The 17,272-nt window shown below is 69.5% G+C and carries 20 protein-coding genes; 12 read left to right on the top strand and 8 right to left on the bottom strand.

Going from position 1 to position 17,272, the window contains the following annotated elements:
- The first annotated feature begins 116 nt into the window (after positions 1-116).
- On the top strand, positions 117-1,241 hold the full coding sequence (locus ACZ5K7_RS31535; RefSeq protein WP_468918530.1) for an SMI1/KNR4 family protein: 1,125 nt from the start codon (positions 117-119) through the stop codon (positions 1,239-1,241).
- 309 nt (positions 1,242-1,550) lie between these two features.
- On the opposite strand, the gene ACZ5K7_RS31530 is transcribed toward ACZ5K7_RS31535, so the two are convergent.
- Positions 1,551-2,087: a GlcG/HbpS family heme-binding protein gene (locus ACZ5K7_RS31530; RefSeq protein ID WP_351708197.1), complete on the bottom strand. Its 537-nt coding sequence runs from the start codon at positions 2,085-2,087 to the stop codon at positions 1,551-1,553.
- 157 nt (positions 2,088-2,244) lie between these two features.
- On the opposite strand from ACZ5K7_RS31530, the gene ACZ5K7_RS31525 reads away from it, so the two are divergent.
- From ACZ5K7_RS31525 to ACZ5K7_RS31510, 4 genes are all read left to right on the top strand, one after another.
- The gene (locus ACZ5K7_RS31525; RefSeq protein ID WP_351708200.1) at positions 2,245-2,700 is read left to right on the top strand and encodes a MarR family winged helix-turn-helix transcriptional regulator; all 456 of its coding nucleotides are present in this window, start codon (positions 2,245-2,247) and stop codon (positions 2,698-2,700) included.
- Positions 2,701-2,949: 249 nt separating this feature from the next.
- Positions 2,950-4,782 carry a bifunctional metallophosphatase/5'-nucleotidase gene (locus ACZ5K7_RS31520; protein WP_468918526.1) on the top strand — a complete coding sequence of 611 codons (1,833 nt, stop codon included), beginning with the start codon at positions 2,950-2,952 and terminating at the stop codon, positions 4,780-4,782.
- Positions 4,783-5,065: 283 nt separating this feature from the next.
- Positions 5,066-6,379 (top strand): DUF3500 domain-containing protein, encoded by a 1,314-nt coding sequence (locus tag ACZ5K7_RS31515; RefSeq protein WP_468918523.1) that lies wholly within the window; start codon positions 5,066-5,068, stop codon positions 6,377-6,379.
- A complete protein-coding gene (locus ACZ5K7_RS31510; RefSeq protein WP_468918521.1) occupies positions 6,376-7,758 on the top strand; it encodes a HupE/UreJ family protein in 1,383 nt (460 codons plus the stop codon). Before ACZ5K7_RS31515 ends, ACZ5K7_RS31510 begins: the two co-directional genes overlap by 4 nt.
- Here ACZ5K7_RS31510 and ACZ5K7_RS31505 read toward each other — a convergent pair.
- Complete coding sequence (locus ACZ5K7_RS31505; protein WP_468918518.1) at positions 7,721-8,587, bottom strand: helix-turn-helix transcriptional regulator; 867 nt, start codon at positions 8,585-8,587, stop codon at positions 7,721-7,723. The two genes, ACZ5K7_RS31510 and ACZ5K7_RS31505, sit on opposite strands and share 38 nt — an antisense overlap.
- 146 nt (positions 8,588-8,733) lie before the next feature.
- Between ACZ5K7_RS31505 and ACZ5K7_RS31500 the strand changes: the two genes are divergently transcribed.
- Positions 8,734-9,366 (top strand): YbhB/YbcL family Raf kinase inhibitor-like protein, encoded by a 633-nt coding sequence (locus ACZ5K7_RS31500; RefSeq protein ID WP_468918515.1) that lies wholly within the window; start codon positions 8,734-8,736, stop codon positions 9,364-9,366.
- 32 nt (positions 9,367-9,398) lie between these two features.
- Here ACZ5K7_RS31500 and ACZ5K7_RS31495 read toward each other — a convergent pair whose 3' ends face one another.
- Positions 9,399-9,593 (bottom strand): hypothetical protein, encoded by a 195-nt coding sequence (locus ACZ5K7_RS31495; RefSeq protein WP_468918512.1) that lies wholly within the window; start codon positions 9,591-9,593, stop codon positions 9,399-9,401.
- Between ACZ5K7_RS31495 and ACZ5K7_RS31490 the strand changes: the two genes are divergently transcribed.
- Together ACZ5K7_RS31490 and ACZ5K7_RS31485 are read left to right on the top strand one after the other, a co-directional pair.
- Positions 9,592-9,987, top strand: a complete 396-nt coding sequence (locus ACZ5K7_RS31490; protein ID WP_468918509.1) for a hypothetical protein — start codon at positions 9,592-9,594, stop codon at positions 9,985-9,987. The two genes, ACZ5K7_RS31495 and ACZ5K7_RS31490, sit on opposite strands and share 2 nt — an antisense overlap.
- Positions 9,988-10,038: 51 nt before the next feature.
- Positions 10,039-10,389 (top strand): hypothetical protein, encoded by a 351-nt coding sequence (locus tag ACZ5K7_RS31485; protein ID WP_450972916.1) that lies wholly within the window; start codon positions 10,039-10,041, stop codon positions 10,387-10,389.
- Here the strand turns inward: ACZ5K7_RS31485 and ACZ5K7_RS31480 are convergent.
- A complete protein-coding gene (locus tag ACZ5K7_RS31480; protein WP_468918506.1) occupies positions 10,386-10,631 on the bottom strand; it encodes a DUF397 domain-containing protein in 246 nt (81 codons plus the stop codon). The two genes, ACZ5K7_RS31485 and ACZ5K7_RS31480, sit on opposite strands and share 4 nt — an antisense overlap.
- Complete coding sequence (locus tag ACZ5K7_RS31475) at positions 10,628-11,479, bottom strand: helix-turn-helix domain-containing protein (RefSeq protein ID WP_468918503.1); 852 nt, start codon at positions 11,477-11,479, stop codon at positions 10,628-10,630. The genes ACZ5K7_RS31480 and ACZ5K7_RS31475 overlap by 4 nt, the downstream gene beginning before the upstream one ends.
- 115 nt (positions 11,480-11,594) lie before the next feature.
- Here ACZ5K7_RS31475 and ACZ5K7_RS31470 point away from each other — a divergent pair, with 115 nt between their 5' ends.
- From ACZ5K7_RS31470 to ACZ5K7_RS31455, 4 genes are all read left to right on the top strand, one after another.
- Positions 11,595-12,002 (top strand): hypothetical protein, encoded by a 408-nt coding sequence (locus ACZ5K7_RS31470; RefSeq protein WP_351708229.1) that lies wholly within the window; start codon positions 11,595-11,597, stop codon positions 12,000-12,002.
- 136 nt (positions 12,003-12,138) lie between these two features.
- On the top strand, positions 12,139-12,486 hold the full coding sequence (locus ACZ5K7_RS31465; RefSeq protein ID WP_468918500.1) for a hypothetical protein: 348 nt from the start codon (positions 12,139-12,141) through the stop codon (positions 12,484-12,486).
- Positions 12,487-12,561: 75 nt separating this feature from the next.
- Positions 12,562-12,828, top strand: coding sequence for a cupin domain-containing protein (locus ACZ5K7_RS31460; protein ID WP_351956492.1), 267 nt, complete (start codon positions 12,562-12,564; stop codon positions 12,826-12,828).
- The gene (locus tag ACZ5K7_RS31455) at positions 12,825-13,271 is read left to right on the top strand and encodes a PIN domain-containing protein (RefSeq protein ID WP_468918498.1); all 447 of its coding nucleotides are present in this window, start codon (positions 12,825-12,827) and stop codon (positions 13,269-13,271) included. Before ACZ5K7_RS31460 ends, ACZ5K7_RS31455 begins: the two co-directional genes overlap by 4 nt.
- A gap of 21 nt (positions 13,272-13,292) precedes the next feature.
- Here the strand turns inward: ACZ5K7_RS31455 and ACZ5K7_RS31450 are convergent, their stop codons facing one another.
- The 3 genes from ACZ5K7_RS31450 to ACZ5K7_RS31440 form a co-directional block, all read right to left on the bottom strand.
- Complete coding sequence (locus tag ACZ5K7_RS31450; RefSeq protein ID WP_351708236.1) at positions 13,293-13,943, bottom strand: hypothetical protein; 651 nt, start codon at positions 13,941-13,943, stop codon at positions 13,293-13,295.
- Positions 13,944-14,032: 89 nt separating this feature from the next.
- On the bottom strand, positions 14,033-16,456 hold the full coding sequence (locus tag ACZ5K7_RS31445; RefSeq protein WP_468918496.1) for a dolichyl-phosphate beta-glucosyltransferase: 2,424 nt from the start codon (positions 16,454-16,456) through the stop codon (positions 14,033-14,035).
- Positions 16,453-17,151, bottom strand: a complete 699-nt coding sequence (locus tag ACZ5K7_RS31440) for a GntR family transcriptional regulator (protein WP_351708242.1) — start codon at positions 17,149-17,151, stop codon at positions 16,453-16,455. Before ACZ5K7_RS31440 ends, ACZ5K7_RS31445 begins: the two co-directional genes overlap by 4 nt.
- Positions 17,152-17,272 lie beyond the last annotated feature (121 nt).

The raw sequence follows: 17,272 nt of genomic DNA, 5'->3' as shown, positions 1-17,272 counted from the left end.
CTTTACCGCATTGTCAGCCCAACCGCCCTGTCCTTGCGGCAGGTTGGAAGGAGCTCATGTGCTGCCCCGCCCTCCCGGTCAACACCCGTTCGCTCCCGGTAAAGGTCTCTAGACCCGTGAATGCTTCAGACCCGCACGTCAACGCCTTCGCCGAGATCTTCGGCGATCCGCCGGCCGACTACGCCGTACCCGTCGACTGGGCGGCAGTCGAGTCCTGGTTGGGGACGAGCCTGCCCGCCGACTACAAGGCCATCGCCGCCGCGTACGGCCCGCTCGACATCGGCGCCTGGCTCTGGCTTCACATGCCATGCGTCAACCGCGGTTGGTTCGACTACGGGACCTGGGTCCAGCAGACTCGGCGCAACGCCCCCGGCGTCCTTCCCTTCGGCGCCACCCGTACCGCCGATACCCTCTACTGGGACACCACTGCATCCGACGACCCCGACCAGTGGCCGGTCATCATGCACTGTCAGGACGACGAGAACGCGGGCCGCGACCCCTGGCGGCGCTTCGCGACCCCGCTCGTGCCGACGCTGGCCCGGCTCGTGACCGACGGCATGCGCCCGGTGGCCGCCCGAAGTGGCATGCAAACCGACCTGGAGCGCACCCCGTGGACACCGCCGCCTCGGCGACCGGAGCCAAGCGCCCAGCAGCGGGCGGCACTCACCACGGGCAGCGGGCTGGAGACTTTGATCGCACTCGTCCCGCCGCCGGAGACACCCGCGCTCGGTAAGCACCACTGGGACTGGCTGTACGAACGGCTGGGTACACCTCTGCCCGGCGAGTACGTACGACTGATGGAGCGGTACGGGGCCGGCTCCTGGTGTGGCTGGCTGCGCTTCAACATCCCCTTCGGCGAGGACCAGTACGCGCTCGCACCGTGGGCCGAGTGGTACGCGGAGACCTACCAGGGGCAGCGGGCCGAGTTCCCTGAGTATCATCCCCTGGCTGTCTATCCCGAGCCCGGGGGATTCCTGCCCTTCGCCGACTCCATCGACGGCGACCAACTGTGCTGGCTGACCGAAGGTGCCACGCCGGACGACTGGCCATTGATCGTCGTACCGCGCCATGCCGACCAAGGCCCACCGCTCAACACCGACCTCACCAAAACCCTGCTGGAGTGGCTGCGCGGCCGGTACGCGACCGAGGGCCTGCCCCCGCTCGGACGCCGCGACGAGGACCCCCTCGACTACATCGAATTCGAGCCCTACGACGCAGAACCAGCCGCTGATGACCAATGATTCAACGCCGCATCGGTCGAGTTCGAGGTAGGTAGCCGACTCCATCAGCACACCGCACCCTGTCGCTGCCGCTCCACGGCAGGCTTCTGCGATCTCGGCGCGCGGCTCATTCGTCGAAGCGGAGGCGATCCCCTTCGCGAACAAAGGGGACAGGGGCACCAAGGTGCCGGCTCGGCGGGTCAGGGCCGCGCTCCGTCCAGCGGATCGGGCGTTTCGCGCCGCGCTGTCGCCGTTGCTGCCGGGTGCGACGCTACGCGCGGACGCCGCCCGGCCGGTTTCGGGTCGGGCGGCGTCCGCACTGTCGGTGTGTCAGGAGATGGCCTTGATGCCGTCGGTGGCGCAAGAGGCGTCGATGTCGCCGCTGGGGGCTCCGGAGACGCCGATGCCGGCGACGACGCTGCCGTCGAGGGAGACGGGCAGACCCCCGGGGAGGATGTTGAAGCCCGGGATGGAGACCGCTCCGGGGTTGGTCTTCGCGGCCTCCTGGAGCGTGGAGGTGGGTATCTGGAAGCCGACGGCGGCGACGGCCTTGCCGAGGCTCACCTGCACGGTGGCGCCGGTGGCGGTGTCGGCACGCTGCTGGGTGATGGTGATGCCGTCACGGTCGACAACGGTGACCGAGACGGGGTAGCCCTTCGCCCGGCATGAGTTCAGCGCGGCGTCGGACGCCTTCTTCGCGGCGGCGACGGTGAGGAAGTGTGTGGTGCCCAGCGCCTTGGAGGAGCTCCGGGAGGCGGACGTGGGTGCCGCGTTCGGCGCGGAGGCGCTGGCCAGCGTGGGCACGAGGGCGATCGCGGCGCCCGCGGTGGCGACGACGGCGAGGGCGGTGATGTACGTGCGGTTCATCGTCTCTACTCCTGGGTGGTTTCGATCCGCTGGGGCATGGCGGGCTGCGGTGCCTCCGCGGTTGTGCGGAACTATCTGACAGACACTTACTTGAGGCCTCAACTGGACTCTAGACCCGGTTTACTTGAGGGGTCAAGTTCCTGGGTATGATGGCTGCATGACCGAACCGCAATGGCTCACCGGCCAGGAACAGAGCATCTGGCGCGCACTCACTGCGCTGATTCGGACGGTCGATGACCAGCTGGAGCGCCAGTTGCAGCGCGACTCACAGATCACGCTCGCCGGCTACGTGGTCCTCGTGGCCCTGTCGGAGGGCGGGGAGGAACCGCCGCGCATGAGCGACCTCGCCCTGAACCTGGGCTGGTCGCAAAGCCGCCTGTCCCATGCGATGACGTGGCTGGAGAAGTCCGGCTGGGTGCGGCGCATCAAGTGCCCGACCGACAAACGCAGCAGCCTGGCCCAGCTCACCGACAAGGGGCGGCAGAAGCTCGAGGATGCCGCACCCGGCCACGTCGCCGCGGTGCGACATCTGGTGTTCGACGCGCTCACCGCCGAGCAACAGCAGGCCCTCGCGCAGATCAGCGAAGCCATCACCACCCGCGCCACACACTGACCGCCCTCAGGGGCGGCCCTGGTGCTGCCGCTTGCGGACCGGGTGTGGGCCGTGGGCGGCACGCTTGTCCCGCTCACACGCGGGCTGCGTCGACGGAGCGGCGCTCAACCACCCGCACATTCCTCTTTGTTGACCCGGCCATGACCTGTTCCTGGTTTCGCGCGGGCACGGCGTACGGCAAGCATCTACGCGGGTAGCCCGCCGCCCCGCACGCCACGCCCGTCCTCACCGCCCTCCCAGGAGTCCTGAATGCCCGTCAATCCCATGAACCGCCGTGAGTTCGTGCAGAAGTCGGCCGTCACCGGAGCGGCCGTGGCCGTCGCGGGAACCGTCGGTGCCGGCAGCGCCCAGGCCGCCGAGTCCGGGCACGGCCATGCCAAGCCCCCGAAGGCGCCCAAGACCTGGAGCTTCTCCATCCTGGGCACCACCGACCTGCACAGCCACGTCTTCAACTGGGACTACTACACCAACGCCGCCCCGGTGGACTCCAAGGGCAACACCTACGGCATCGCGCGCATCGCCACCCTGGTGAAGAACATCCGCAAGGAGAAGGGCGAGGGCCGGGTCCTCCTCGTCGACGCCGGCGACATCATCCAGGGCACGTCCCTCGCCTCCTACTACGCGAGCGTCGACCCGATCACCGGCAAGAACGGCAAGCGCGGCCCCAAGCACCCCATGGCGATCGCCATGAACGAGATGCGCTACGACGCGGCCGCGCTCGGCAACCACGAGTTCAACTACGGCATCGAGGTCGTCCGCACCTTCGAGAAGCAGTGCGACTTCCCGCTGCTCGGCGCCAACGCCCTGGACGCCAAGACGCTGCAGCCCGCCTTCCGGCCCTACACCGTCAAGCACATCAAGGTGCCCCACGGCCCGGACATCAAGGTCGGCATCCTCGGCCTCACCAACCCGGGCATCGCCCTGTGGGACAAGGACAACGTCTCCGGGAAGATGGCCTTCACCGGCCTGGTCGAGCAGGCGAAGAAGTACGTGCCGCGGCTGCGCGCCCTCGGCTGTGACGTCGTCTTCCTCACCGACCACTCGGGCCTGGACGGCTCGACGTCGTGGGGCGACGAACTCCCCTACGTGGAGAACGCGTCGAACCTGGTCGCCGAGCAGGTGCCCGGCATCGACGCGATCCTCGTCGGCCACACCCACGTCGACGTCCCGACGTACACGGTGAAGAACGCGGAGACGGGCGAGGACGTCCTCCTCTCCGAGCCGTACTGCTACGGCTACCGCCTCTCCCGCTTCGACTTCGAGCTGGAGCTGGTGAACCACTCCTGGAAGATCACCAAGAAGACCGCCACCACCCTGAACAGCAACACGGTGGCCGAGGACCCGCGGATCACCGAACTCCTCACCGCAGACCACGAGTTGGTGGTGAAGTACGTCAACACCGCGATCGGCACCAGCACCGTGGCGATGTCGACGGCGGAGGCCTGCTGGAAGGACGTCCCCGCCATCGACTTCATCCAGCAGGTCCAGATGGACGCGGTGAAGGCGGGCCTGTCGGCGGCGGACGCCGCGCTCCCGCTGATCTCGGTGGCCGCGTGCTTCAGCCGCACGGCCACCATCCCGGCCGGTGACGTCACGATCCGCGACGTCGCGGGCCTGTACGTCTACGAGAACACCCTGTACGGCAAGAAGCTCACCGGCGCCCAGCTCAAGGACTACCTGGAGTACGCGGCGAAGTACTACCACCAGGTCCCGTCCGGCACGGCGGTCGACACCGCGACCCTCACCAACGCCAACAGCTTCTGGGACTACATGTACGACATGGCGGCCGGCGTCGACTACGAGATCGACATCGCGGCGGCCGAGGGTTCGCGCATCAAGAACCTGACATACGACGGCACCGCGGTCGCCGACGACCAGGTCTTCGTCGTCGCCGTCAACAACTACCGCGCCAACGGCGGCTCCGGCTACCCGCACATCGCCGCCGCGGAGATCGCCTACAGCTCCACCAACCAGGTCCGCGACCTGATGGTCGCCTACGCCACGGCGAAGGGCACCATCGACCCGGCGGCCTTCGCGGCCACCAACTGGAAGCTGACGCAGGGCGGCACGCCCGTCTTCTAGTACCTCACAGCTCCACGTGCGGTGGCCCCACCCCTCGGGTGGGGCCACCGCTTTTTCTTTTCCCTGAATAAGAGTGACCTGTCGATTTCATTTGTGGATTCCATTGTTTCTGTGAATCCTGAAAATCTTGGACCGACTGTAATTCGAAACCGTTATCCGGTCGGGTTTTCGCATTGAGTGTCAACATTGTTGTTGGTAATGTCCGCCGTGCTTTCCCTCGATCTTCCGTCCAAGCCAACGGGTACCTCCGTGTGGCTAGTTCGGCATGCCAAAGGAGTAGTACATGAGCAAAGAGAGAACCCGTATGGTCCGCTCCAGGCGGACTCGGAGGGCCATACTCGGGGCCGCCGCGGCCCTGGCGCTGGTCGGCGGCGGATTCGCCGTGGCAAATGCGGCTACGGCCAGCAGTGAGAAATCGGCCGCGGGCGTCCAGCGTCCGGTCGACAAGCACGCCGAGGGCACCGCGGCCGTCGTCAGCGCCGCCAACGCCTTCCTCAACACCCTGACCTCCGACCAGCAGGCCTCGACCCTGCTGGACTTCTCCCAGGCGAACGCGACCGCCTGGTCGAACCTCCCCTGCGGAGGGACCTGCCGCCCCGGCATCCAGTTCGGCACGCTGTCGGACGACCAGCTGGCCGCCGCCGAGCACCTGCTGAAGCTGGCCCTGGGCACCGGCAAGGACACCGGTTACGAGCACGTCCTGCAGACCCTCAAGGCCGACGACGTGCTCGCCTCGGCCGAGAGCACCAGCTCCGCCTCCGCCGCGCCGACGGACGCACCGACGGACGCGCCCACGGCGACCGACTCGGCCACGGCGACCGACACGGCGACCGACTCGGCCTCGGCCGACCCCTCCGCCACGGCCACCGACACGGCGTCCGCCGCCGCCCCGACGGGCGCCCCGCCCTCCGGCGGTACCGGCGGCGGCCCGGGCGGCTTCTCGTACGGCAGCGGCTCCTACTACCTGGCGTTGCTCGGCACCCCGTCCAAGACCGGTTCCTGGCAGCTGCACTTCGGCGGCCACCACCTCGCCGTGAACATCACGTACAAGGACGGCAAGGTCTCCGGCGCCAGCCCCTTCTTCACCGGCGTCGAGCCGACCAGCTGGACAGCGGACGACGGCACCACGTACGCGCCGCTGGCGAAGTTCCGCAACGGCCTGCTGAAGCTGACCGGCAGCCTGAGCACCTCCCAGCTGGCCGAGGCCAAGCTGTCGGAGTCGTTCAGCGACGTGCTGCTCGGCCCCGGCAAGGACGGCGACTTCCCGGAGACCAAGGAGGGCATCAAGGTCAGCGAGCTGTCGCCGAAGCAGAAGAAGCTGGTCCTGGCGGCTATCCACCCGTGGATCGCGGACGTGGACGACGCCACCGCCGCCCGGCTGATGAAGACGTACGCGAAGGAACTCGACCAGACCTACGTCTCCTACTCCGGCGGCACCGGCCTGGACACCCAGGGCGACTACGTGCGCATCGACGGTCCCAGCGTGTGGGTCGAGTTCGTCGTACAGAACGGCGTCGTGTTCCGGGACCAGGTCCATTACCACACCGTGTACCGGGACCACACCCGCGACTACGGAAACGAGTTCTCCTTCTCATGACCGGACCGCGAAACTGGCTGACCACCGTCCTGACACGCCTGGTGGCCGGGATCGCGATCGTGGTACCGGCGGCGCTCCTGCTCGGGGCGTCGCCGGCCGCCGCGCATCCGATGCCGCACTCGGTGGTGCAACTGGACGTGTACAGGTCCTCGGTGTCCGCGCGGCTGGAACTGCCGGTCTCCGACTTCTCCCGGGCCAGCGGCATCGACCTGGACGGCGTCACCGGCAAGGCCGTCCCGGCCGCGCGGGTCAAGGCGATCCGCACCTACCTCGCCCGGCACATCCACCCGACCACGACCGACGGGAAGGCGTGGCGGGTCGGCATCGGCGCGATGCACCTGAGCGCCACCCAGCAGACGTCCACCGGCCCCTACCGCGAACTGACCGTCGCCGCGGTCCTCACCCCGCCCGCCGGCGCCGACGTACGCCACTTCACCTTCCACTACGACGTGATCGTGCACCAGGTCGTCACCCACGTCACCCTCGTGACGGTCCGTCAGGACTGGGCGAACGGCCAGGTCGACAGCGAGGGCACCACCCAGGTCGGCACGATCGAGCTCGACGTCCGGCACATGAAGGTCCCGGCCCTGAAGGTCGACCTCGGCCCCGGCAGCGCCTGGCGCGGCTTCGTCGCGATGGTAGAACTCGGCGGCAACCACATCCTGACCGGCACCGACCACCTCCTCTTCCTGCTGATCCTGCTCCTGCCGGCCCCCCTGGCGGCGACCGGCGGCCGCTGGACCGGACTGGTGGGCCCTCGCAAGGCGCTGGCCCGCATCGGCGGCATCACGCTCGCCTTCACCGCGGGCCACTCGGTGGCCTTGGCTGCCACTGCCCTGGGCCGCCTCCAGATCCCGTCCTGGCCGGTGGAGGCGTTCATCGCGGCGAGCATCCTGGTCGGCGCGATCCACGCGATCCGCCCGCTCTTCCCCGGCCGGGAGGCGATCGTGACCGGCGTCTTCGGCCTGGGCCACGGCATGGCGTTCTCCTTCGTCCTGGCCGAGATGCACCTCTCCACGGGCCAGTTGGTGACCAGCCTGCTCGGCTTCAACCTGGGCATCGAACTGGTCCAACTGCTGCTGGTCTGCCTCACCCTGCCCTCGCTCCTGGTCCTGGCCCGGCTGCGCGTCCAGCCCGCACTCCGCCTGACCGGCGCGGCGCTCACCGGCGTGGCGGCCCTCGGCTGGCTCGTCGACCGCCTCGGCCTGCCCAACCCTGTCGCCCGCGCCGCCGACAGCGCCGGCTCCCACACCACGCTGCTCCTGATCACCCTCGCGCTGGCCGCACTCACCAGCGCCGGGTGGACCCTGGCCACCCGCCCGCGCGGCACCCCACAGGGGCTCAGGCCCCGATGGCGTGCAGACCCGGGCCGGTCATGAGTCTGCGCAGGGCCGCCTCGGCCGCAAGGTCGGCCGGGGTGACGGCGATCAGGCACTGGTCCGAGTCGTCGAGGGTGGCCAGCGTGTCGTAGCAGACGGCCAGTTCGCCGACGACCGGGTGCCGGAGGCGTTTGCGGCCGTGGGCGCGCTGCTGCACCGTGTGGTCGTCCCACCACGCGGTGAACTCCGTGCTCCGGCCCCGCAGTTCGGCGATCACCTCACGCAGCCGGGGGTCGTCCGGGTGGCGGGCCAGGTTCGCCCGCAGGTTGCCGACCGTCTCGCGGGCCACCCGGGCCCAGTCCAGCTGGACCGCGCGCATCCCCGGCTCCAGGAACAGCACGCGCGCGGTGTTGCCGGTGATCTCCCCGGCGGTGCCGAAGTCCGCGCCGAACAGGGCCGTCGCGGCCGCGTTGTGCGCCAGCACGTCGAAACGGAAGTCCACGACATACGCCGGGAGCAGCGGCATCCCCGCCAGCAGCACACGCAGCGAGTCGCCGACCGGAGCGGACAGGTGCCGGGTCACCGGGGTCTCGTCCCGCGCGAGGAGATGCAGATGGTGCCGCTCGGAGGGCGAGAGCCGCAACGCCTGGGCCACCGCGTCCAGCACGGCGGCACCCGGGGTGCCGACCCGGCCCTGCTCCAGCCGGATGTACCAGTCGATGCTGACGGCGGCGAGCTGCGCCACCTCCTGCCGCCGCAGCCCCGGCGTCCGGCGCCGGCCCAGCTCCGGCAACCCGACGTCCTCGGGCCGCAGCCGCGCCCGCATGGCACGCAGGAACTCACCCAGTTCCGCCCGCTTCGGTGCCCGGTCGCTCGCCATGCCCGCCATGCCCGCCATGATCCTGACCCGGGCCGTGCCCTGTCGACCCCGGATCCTGGCATCCCGAATGCCAGGATCCCGAGCGCCTTCCTCCGGCCGCCCCGCGTCCTTGATCGTGGACGCACCGACAGGCACCACCCGTCCAGGAGGGCACGATGAGAGCACCGATCCGAGCCGCGGCCGCACTGGCCGCGGTCGCCGCCGCCGTCACCACCGGCGTGACCACCGCCAACGCCGACAGCCACCCCCACACCGGTCCGGCCGGCGACGGAGGGTACGGCTACACCAGGGTCCGCCAGGGCGTCCCCGACTCCGCCGCCCGCTTCAAGGTCACCAGCCCGGACATCCGCAACGGCGGCACCATCCCGGCCGACTCCTACGCGGACTCGTTCGGCTGCTCCGGCGCCAACCAGCAGATACGGCTGTCCTGGCACGGCGCCCCGAAGGACACCCGCAGCTACGCGGTCACCATGTTCGACCCCGACGCCCCCACCGGCTCCGGCCTGTGGCACTGGCTGACCTGGGACATCCCCGCCACGGACACCCAGCTGGGTGCCGCCCTGCCGACCGGCGCGGTGGCCGGCACGAACGGCGCCGGCCAGACCGGCTACCTGGGCCCCTGCCCGCCGGTCGGCGACATCACCCACCACTACCGGATCACGGTCTACGCCCTGGACACCCCGAGCCTGCAACTGCCCGCGGCGACCCCGGCCGCGATCACCACGTTCACCATGTCGAGTCACGTGATCAGCACGGCGACCATCACGGCGACGGCCCGCAGGGCCTAGTTCCGTGACCTGAAGAGGACGGCGGCGACCGGCTACCGCGCCCAGCGTCCCATGGCCGGTGCGGTGCCGATCAGGCACTCGATGCCGGTGGGGAAGCCGACGAGGGCGTAGGCGGTCAGGCGCAGGTGGCCCTCCATGCAGACCAGGTCGTCCTGCCGATCCCGGCCGGGAAACCGAGTAGCCGTACTCAGGCGGAGACGCGCCGACGGCGGTGAGATGGGGGGCATGAGCTTTCCGCCGCCCCCTTACCCGTCCCTGCCGTCGTACGGCCCCGGGTTCCCGTCGCCGCGTCCCGCGCCGGGCGGTCCGCTCAGGGTGGTCTTCGCCCTGGTGGCCGGGCTGCTGCTAGCGGTCGCCGTCGCGGTCAACGGGCTGTTGTTCTTCGGCATGGCCTTCGCCGGGGACAGCTGCGGTACTTCGGCCGGGACCCAGCGGTTCTGCGACGACTCCGGTGTGTGGATGCTGGTGGCGATGTTCGGGCCGACGGTCGCGCTGGCCGCCGCAGTGGTCACGGTCGTGCTCGGGACGGTGCTGGTGCGGAGGCCGTGGACCGCGCTGGCGGTGGGCGTACTCGTCTACGCGGCCGGGCCCGCGCTCGCCCTGTTCACCGTCTTCGCCTAGTGCGGTGACCGCTACATATCCTGTGTCGGCAGCTTCGGGGAGGGCATGTCCATGCAGCACACCAAGCGAGCAGCGGTCGTTGTCATTGCCGCTGTCCTGATGAGCGGTTGTTCGTCGGGCGATCCGGCGCAGGCCAAGGAGTGGCAGGGCGATTACTGCGCCAAGCTGGGGTCCTGGCAGGATGCGGCGCACGCCACGACCCCCAGCGACAACACCGAATGGGCAGGGCACGAGGCCATCGAGGCCGCGAAGAGGCTGGACCGGGCCGGACTGGAACACGGCGGCACCCACATCCTCGACGACACCGTCAACGCGGTTCGCGGCGACCGCGGGGCCGAGGGGCGTGCGGTGGCCTACTGCGACAGCGCCGGCTTCGAGGGCCCGGTCGACTGGTCCGGCTAGCGGGCCGAGGCGCCGCCCTCCAGGAAGGCGGCCCAGGAGGCCGGGGAGACGGTGAGGAGGGGGCCGTCGGGGCCGGTCTTGGAGTCGCGGATGTGGATGGTGTGGGGGCAGGGGGATATTTCGAGGCAGTCGCCGCCGCTGTCGTTGCTGTAGGAGGACTTGCGCCAGGTGTAGGCGGTTTCGACGCACTGCCCGCCGCTGTCGTTGCTGTAGCTCGACTTGAACCACCGCAGGGTCGTCATGTCCGCTCTTCTCCTGCCAACTTTCGGATGAGGCTCAGCGAGTCGTCCGAGCTCAGCGCCTGGGTTCGGATCTTCGCATATCGGTGAGTGAGGCGAGCGACCTTTGCGGCATCGCTGACCAGCACACTTTCGTCCTCGATCTCCATGTAGACCAGGCGGTGGTGCTCCTTGGTCTCCACCAGCTTCATGTCTCCGCGTGCGCCCGCGTGTCCGGCCCTCAACCCTCGGTCAGTGGGCAGCACTTGGACACTCACATTGTCCCGCTCCGCGTCCTCCGCGAGAGACCGCAATTGGTCGCGCATCACTTCCCAGCTACCGAACGGCCGCCGGAGCACCGACTCTTCCAGGATCACCTCGATCATGGCGGACGGATCCGCCCGCTCGAACAGCGCCCGCCGCGCCACCCGAGCCTCGACCAGTTCCTCCACCTTCTCCTCCGGCAGCTTCGGAAAGCCGCCACCGATCAGTGCCCGCGCGTACTCCGGTGTCTGGAACAGACCGTCGACCACGAACGTCTGGTACGACGACAGCGTCACCGCCTCCTGCTCCACCAGCGCGAAGTTCTTGAACTGGGCCGGATACTTGTCCAGCAGCACGAACCTGCGTGCCTTTTCGAAGATCCCCAGCCCGCCGCCGATCGCCTCCTCCAGCTTGGCGAGCATCTTGTCGCTGGCGGGCTGCGCTCCCGTCTCCATCGCGCTGATCGCGGACCCGGTGTAGCCGATGCGCTTCCCCAACTCCTCCTGCGTCAGCTCCTGTTGCTCACGGAAGGCCTTCGCGAGAGCGGCGAGGAGCTGTGCCGTGCTGCCCGCCTCCGCCTTGTTCTCAGTCCGCGCCATTGCGGTCACCCCCGAACTCAACCGAACTCAAACGGTCAAAACCACCGGACCCCGAATTCCCAGAGTTTGCTGCTCTTGACTCTGAGTTATGGCGACGGTAGCCCTACGTGCCGACACTGATTCCATGAACACGCAAAGTGACCAGTTAAACCTCGGCTGGCTGCCCGCCTCCGGTGTTCAACTCCGCAAAGCCGGTGTGCAGTTCGATGCCGTGCGGGTGGACGACGGGGAATGGGGGCGGCGGCTCGCCGACCGGCTCGCGTGGATGACCGGCGGGGATCCGGGGCCGGTCATCGAGGTCGCGAGCAGGCGGCGGTGTGTGTACTTCCTCGTCCCGGCCGGGAGTACGGACCACCTGCCGTGGCCTGCGGAGGTGACCAGACTGACCGCCGATCCGGCCCGGGTGTCGTACATCCCGATCCCCGCGCTGGACGACATGACCTGGCCGTTGTCCTGGCGCTACCGGCCGACCGCCCCCGACCGTTTCGTACACACGCGACTTCTGCGCACCGCGCTTCACTCGCCGGAGTGAAATGCGCGAACAAACAGCCAGGAAAAGGGGATTCCGGCTTGCGCGCGCCGCTTTGTGTGGCCCTAAAGTCACGATCAACAGATTGCCCCCGCGGTGCGCCAACACCCGGGGGCTCGACACGGGAGCTACCACTCCGATGCGCGTTCATCGTACGGCGCCCCTGCGCGCCTTCGCAGCCCTCGCCAACTCCCGTTTCGGGGACCGACGTCTGTCCTGGGCGGCGGCGGGCGTACTGGCGTACCTCTTGAGTCTTCCGAGCGGCTCGTGGATCACGGAGCGCATCCTCGCCGAGCGGCGCCGGGAAGGGTGCATGTCGATCGTCGCCTCCCTGCGTGAGCTGGAGGAACGGGGCTATCTGCGGCGGGTGGTGCGGCGGGATCCGGTGACGCGGCAGTACTCGACGACCTGCGAGGTTTTCGAGAGGCCGTACGAATCTCGCCCACCGGTGGGTGAATTGCAAAAAGTTCACCCCGTGGCGGCCTAGAAAGCAGAGAAAGGAACGTCGATGACTGTCACACTCGCACGCCCTGAGGTGGTATACCGTCAGTATACTGTCCTCATGGCTGACACCACGATCAAGGTCGACCCCGCCGTCCGTGACCGCCTCCAGGAGCTCGCCAGGGAACGCGGCATGAGCATGCGGGACTTCGTGGCGGAGCTGGCCGGGGCCACGCCCACCAAGGAAGAGCTGCGCAAGCGGTACGAGGAGACCAGGGCGTACGTCGAGGAGCACTTCCTCGGCCGGCCCTATACGGAAGAGGACGAGAAGGCCGGCGAGAAGCTGTGGGCCGACATCGAGTCGGGTCGCATCGGGGAGGTCCAGTGACGGGGGAGGAGCGTTACCCGCTGCCGCGTGCCGTCATTTTCGACGACACGGCGGCCTTGGCGCTCGGCGCCGGGAACAGCATGGCCTCGCGGCTCGTCGTCGAGGCCGAGAAGGACCCCGCCCTGCGCGTCTACATCCCCGCGGTGAGCCTGGCCGCCGCGGAGCGGGAGCGAGCCGGTGTCGCCGAGCATGTCGGGGCCCTGCCGTCGGTCAACATCGAAGCGCTCGACTTCGCGGCGGCCACCGCCGTGGGCAAGCGCCTGCGTGCCACGAAGGGCGCCGCGGAGGAGGGCAAGGACGAGCCCGACTGGAGCGGCGCCCATGTGCTGCACCTCGCCCTGCCGACCGTCGAATGGCCACGCGGCCGTGCCGTACTGACCAGGACCCCGATGCGCTACCGGGGCACCGGCATCCGCACCATCCGCATCGTCGAGCAGAGCTGACGTAGGCCGGCCCCCTTCGCCTCAGCTGAACACGATCATCGACCCCTGCGCCAGGCTCCGCGTCGCCGCCGCGTGCAGGCCGAGCCAGACGTGGCGTTCGCGGGCGAAGGGGCTCGGGTCGTAGGGGGCCGGGTTCGCCGGTTCCTCCAGGTCGGTGGGGGCGGAAGGGGCCTGCGGGGCCGCCGGCGGGTTCGCCGGGTCGATGCCGATCGACGGGGCGACGTACTCCAGCTCGCGCAGCAGCGACTGGGAGGAGCCCAAGGGGCCGCCGCTCGCGAGGAGTTCGTCGCTGGAGAGCGGGTTCGGGAAGTCGACCGGGACGTACGCGCCCGCGTGGTCGTAGTGCCAGACCAGATGCGACTGCTGGGCCGTCGACTCGAACATCTCCAGGAGCTGCTCGTAGTCGCCGCCCAGGTCGTCCACGGGGGAGACGGGCAGGCCGCAGACCTGGAGGAGATAGGCGCGGCGCAGGAAGTGGAGGGCGTCGTAGTCGAAGCCGGCCACCGGGGCGACCTCGCCGGACAGGCCCGGCATGTACTGGTACACCGGCACCGGCGGCAGCCCGGCCTCGGCGAGCACCTTGTTGTATTGCGCGAGTTCCTCGGCGAACGGGTTGTCGGGCGTGTGGCACAACACGTCGACGAGCGGTACCAGCCAGAGGTCACAGGCCAAAGAGGGCTCCTCATATCAGCGCGATATCAGCGCGTTCACAGCAAGTGCTCAGCTAGGTGGTCAGGGAAGAGTAATCGGTGCGGCGCCGGTCAGCTCCCCTCGTGCAGGTCCCATACCCAGACCCCACCGGTCCACTTACCGGGTTTTCCGGTCAGAGCCTGGACCGCCTGCCGCAGCTTGTCGTCGTTGGGCTGTGGGGCGACCACCAGGACGCCCGCCTTCCAGTAGGCGAAGTCCTTCGCGGCCTGCGCCCGCCAGTTCTTGCCGATCACCGGCACTTTCCCGCTGTAGCGGACGTCCCGCAGCATGCTGGAGGTGTAGCGCGGGACGGCACCGTAGATACCGATGCGGTCCTCGCCGTAGGGGCCGTTGAAGTATCCGCCGGGGAGCTTGAAGCCGAGGTCCGCCGCCGTCTGCCAGTGCAGCGCCTCCGCGTACCCGGGATCGGGGAGCGGGATCGGGACGAGGGACTCGCCCTTTCCCACGTACGACTTCCACATCCCGCCCGCGATGAACTCCGGCACCGCCGTCCGCTGCTCGGACTTGAGCGGGGCGGGGACGATCGGGAGCAGCGCGAGCGCGATGGCGAGCAGGCCGAGGTACTGGGTGCCGGCACGACGGGTGGCCAGCACCTTCTCGATCGCGAGCGCGAGCAGCACACCCAGCGCCGGGGCGCAGATCATCGCCACCCGGCCCTCGATCACCGACTCGAAGAGCGGCAGCTTCCGCACCAGCGCCCAGGGGCCGGGATACACCGTGTCGGTCAGCGGGACGCGGATCTTCGGGCCCAGGGACAGGACGGCCGCGGCCACGGAGGTGAACGCCAGCGCCTTGACCAGCGGCCGCTCCCACAGCCGTACGACGATCCCGAAGGCGAGCAGGACCAGCGGCCAGCCGTAGAAGGCGTTTTGTTCGGTGGGGTTGAGGGCGAGCTCGTTGGCGCGGCCCGCGTCCCCGAAGAGCAGCGAGCGCTCGGCGAAGGCGAGAAGCGAGAGCGGGCTGTTTCCGGCGTTGTCGCCGTGCAGGACGCTGTGGTAGCTCTGCGCCCCGGCGAACTGCCAGTAGAGCGGGAAGGCGACGACCGGGAGGCAGACCGCGCCCGCGATCAGCAGGCCCTTGCCCAGCGGACGCCAGGACTCCTTCGCCACCTGTGGTCGTACAGCCGCGTAGGCGACGGCGAACAGGACCATGCCCAGTGCCGCCAGCAGGAACGGCTCCTCGCCCAGGAAGATCTGGTAGGCGGCCATCAGACCGAGCACGATCCCGTCCCGCCGGACCCGGGCGCCCGTGGCCAGGCGCAGGGCACGGTCGATGATCAGCGGGATCATGAACAGGATCACGAAGTTGGGGTGCGCGTTGGCGTGGCTGACCATCGGCGGCGCGAAGGCCGCGAGGGCCGCGCCGACGAAGGCGGCACCCCGGTGCCGCACCACCCGCTTCATGATCAGCCAGTACCAGGCGACGGCGGTCGCGGTCAGGCCCAGCGCCATGCAGACGGAGAGCGAGACGGCCGGTCCGGCCAGGAGCGTGAGCGGGGCGAAGGGGACGGAGACGCCCAGCATGACCGTGTTGGCCATCAGGTTGACGCCGTCGGGGAAGTTCTGGAAGTCGGAGAAGAGCGGGTTGCGGAAGTGCGCGAGGTTGTCCGCGGTCACCGCGAAGAACCACTCCCACTGGTTCTGGTCCTGGAGGGAGTCGGTGAGATAGCGGTGGTCCGGGTCGAAGAAGCGGCCCGAGTAGAGGGCGATCGACAGGGCCAGGAAGAGGACCGTGACCAGGAGGTCGGCCGGCCGCAGACGGCGCAGCCGGAGGCGCGCCAGGTCCGCGAGCACCCTCGGGTAGGCGAGCGGGCCGACCTTGGAGCCGGGCTGGTGGCTCCAGCGGACCGGCACCTCGGCGATGGACCCGCCGCCCCGGTGCAGATGCTGGAGGACCTCGACGTCGATGCCCCACCCGTCGAGGCGGGAGTCGGCGAAGGCCTCGCGGGCCCGGTCGCCGTCGAACAGCTTGAAACCGCACTGGGTGTCCTTGATGCCGGGCACCGCGGTGGCCCGTATCAGCAGGTTCCCGGCGCGGCCGAGCAGCTCGCGCAGCCGGTGCTGGTGGTCGGATATCTCCGCGCCCGCCACCGCGCGCGAGCCGATCGCCGCCGCGTTGCCCTCGCTGAGCGCCTTGTCGAGCCGCTCCAGCTCCTCGATCGGGGCCGCGAGATCGGCGTCGGTCACCAGCACCCGGCGGCCGGCGCTGGCGGCGACCCCGAGGCGCAGGGCGTTGCCCTTGCCGCGGTTGCGGTCAGCGGCGACCAGCCGGATCTGCGGATGCCCTAAGGCGGCGACCTCGCGCGTCCCGTCGGTGGAACCGTCGTCGGAGACGATCACTTCCCAGGTGCCGAAGCGGGACTCGTTGTCGGCGAGGTAGCGGGTGACGGCGTCGAGTGTCGGGCCGAGCCGTCCCTCCTCGTTGTACGCGGGGATGACCACGGACAGGTCGACGGTCTCCGGGGGCGCGGTCATCCGTTCTCCGACAGACGCTCGATGAGGGCGAGGGAGTGGGTGTTGTACGCGGTGACGATCCCCCGGGCGGCCTCGGTGTCCCGCCGGGACAGCGCGTCGACCAACTCGGTGTGCCGGGACCACAGATACCCGCGTAGATCGGGCAGCCTGCGCAGTTGCTGCACCGCGCACACCCAGGACTGCACGCGCAGCCGGTGCAGGAAGTCCCCGAGATAGGGGTTGCCGAACAGCGCGGCCAGCTCCCGCCAGAAGCGGAGGTCGTAGCCGATCAGCACGGTGAGGTCGCCGGCGGTGGCGGCGCGCTGGGCCTCCTCGCCGCGTCGGCGGACCGCGGCCAGGGCGGCCGCGACCCGCGGCTCCTGGGGGTCCTTGAACGCGGGGTGATGGCCCTCGGCGAGGGCGTGGAACATGCCGTCGACGACCAGGCTGCGGGCCTCGATCATGTTCCGGTAGTCGGTGAGCGAGTACTCCGGGACCCGGAAGCCGCGGTGCTGGTCGGCGTCGAGGACGCCCTGCGCGGACAGGTCGACCAGCGCCTCGCGGACCGGTGTGGCGGAGACCCCGTACTGTTCGGCGATCTCCTTGACGGTGAACTCCCGGCCCGGCTGGAGGCGCCCGGCGAGCACCTCGTCACGGAGCGCGTCCGCGATCTGCTGGCGCAGGGTACTGCGGGTCACAGCGCCGTTGCCGGGCATCGTCGGGTGCCTCTCCTCACGCGTTCGGGTGACGTGCTCGCTTACATGTACATCTACGAGCACGCCACCTTACGCGTTCGGGTTGCATGAGCGCCCCTTCAGGGGCGCGGGGAACTGAGCG

It is taken from the genome of Streptomyces sp. NPDC031497, from assembly GCF_055580905.1.
This window is presented reverse-complemented; position numbering and strand designations above follow the sequence as displayed.

What these genes read in the sequence shown, in the direction of transcription:
- ACZ5K7_RS31515 (WP_468918523.1), top strand. Translation starts at nt 5,066, where the DNA reads ATGAGCAAAGAGAGAACCCGTATGGTCCGCTCCAGGCGGACTCGGAGG.
- ACZ5K7_RS31485 (WP_450972916.1), top strand. Translation starts at nt 10,039, where the DNA reads ATGCAGCACACCAAGCGAGCAGCGGTCGTTGTCATTGCCGCTGTCCTG.
- ACZ5K7_RS31440 (WP_351708242.1), bottom strand. Translation starts at nt 17,151, where the DNA reads ATGCCCGGCAACGGCGCTGTGACCCGCAGTACCCTGCGCCAGCAGATC.
- ACZ5K7_RS31505 (WP_468918518.1), bottom strand. Translation starts at nt 8,587, where the DNA reads ATGGCGGGCATGGCGAGCGACCGGGCACCGAAGCGGGCGGAACTGGGT.
- ACZ5K7_RS31525 (WP_351708200.1), top strand. Translation starts at nt 2,245, where the DNA reads ATGACCGAACCGCAATGGCTCACCGGCCAGGAACAGAGCATCTGGCGC.
- ACZ5K7_RS31465 (WP_468918500.1), top strand. Translation starts at nt 12,139, where the DNA reads ATGCGCGTTCATCGTACGGCGCCCCTGCGCGCCTTCGCAGCCCTCGCC.
- ACZ5K7_RS31520 (WP_468918526.1), top strand. Translation starts at nt 2,950, where the DNA reads ATGCCCGTCAATCCCATGAACCGCCGTGAGTTCGTGCAGAAGTCGGCC.
- ACZ5K7_RS31470 (WP_351708229.1), top strand. Translation starts at nt 11,595, where the DNA reads ATGAACACGCAAAGTGACCAGTTAAACCTCGGCTGGCTGCCCGCCTCC.
- ACZ5K7_RS31490 (WP_468918509.1), top strand. Translation starts at nt 9,592, where the DNA reads ATGAGCTTTCCGCCGCCCCCTTACCCGTCCCTGCCGTCGTACGGCCCC.
- ACZ5K7_RS31460 (WP_351956492.1), top strand. Translation starts at nt 12,562, where the DNA reads ATGGCTGACACCACGATCAAGGTCGACCCCGCCGTCCGTGACCGCCTC.
- ACZ5K7_RS31530 (WP_351708197.1), bottom strand. Translation starts at nt 2,087, where the DNA reads ATGAACCGCACGTACATCACCGCCCTCGCCGTCGTCGCCACCGCGGGC.
- ACZ5K7_RS31495 (WP_468918512.1), bottom strand. Translation starts at nt 9,593, where the DNA reads ATGCCCCCCATCTCACCGCCGTCGGCGCGTCTCCGCCTGAGTACGGCT.
- ACZ5K7_RS31500 (WP_468918515.1), top strand. Translation starts at nt 8,734, where the DNA reads ATGAGAGCACCGATCCGAGCCGCGGCCGCACTGGCCGCGGTCGCCGCC.
- ACZ5K7_RS31480 (WP_468918506.1), bottom strand. Translation starts at nt 10,631, where the DNA reads ATGACGACCCTGCGGTGGTTCAAGTCGAGCTACAGCAACGACAGCGGC.
- ACZ5K7_RS31510 (WP_468918521.1), top strand. Translation starts at nt 6,376, where the DNA reads ATGACCGGACCGCGAAACTGGCTGACCACCGTCCTGACACGCCTGGTG.
- ACZ5K7_RS31445 (WP_468918496.1), bottom strand. Translation starts at nt 16,456, where the DNA reads ATGACCGCGCCCCCGGAGACCGTCGACCTGTCCGTGGTCATCCCCGCG.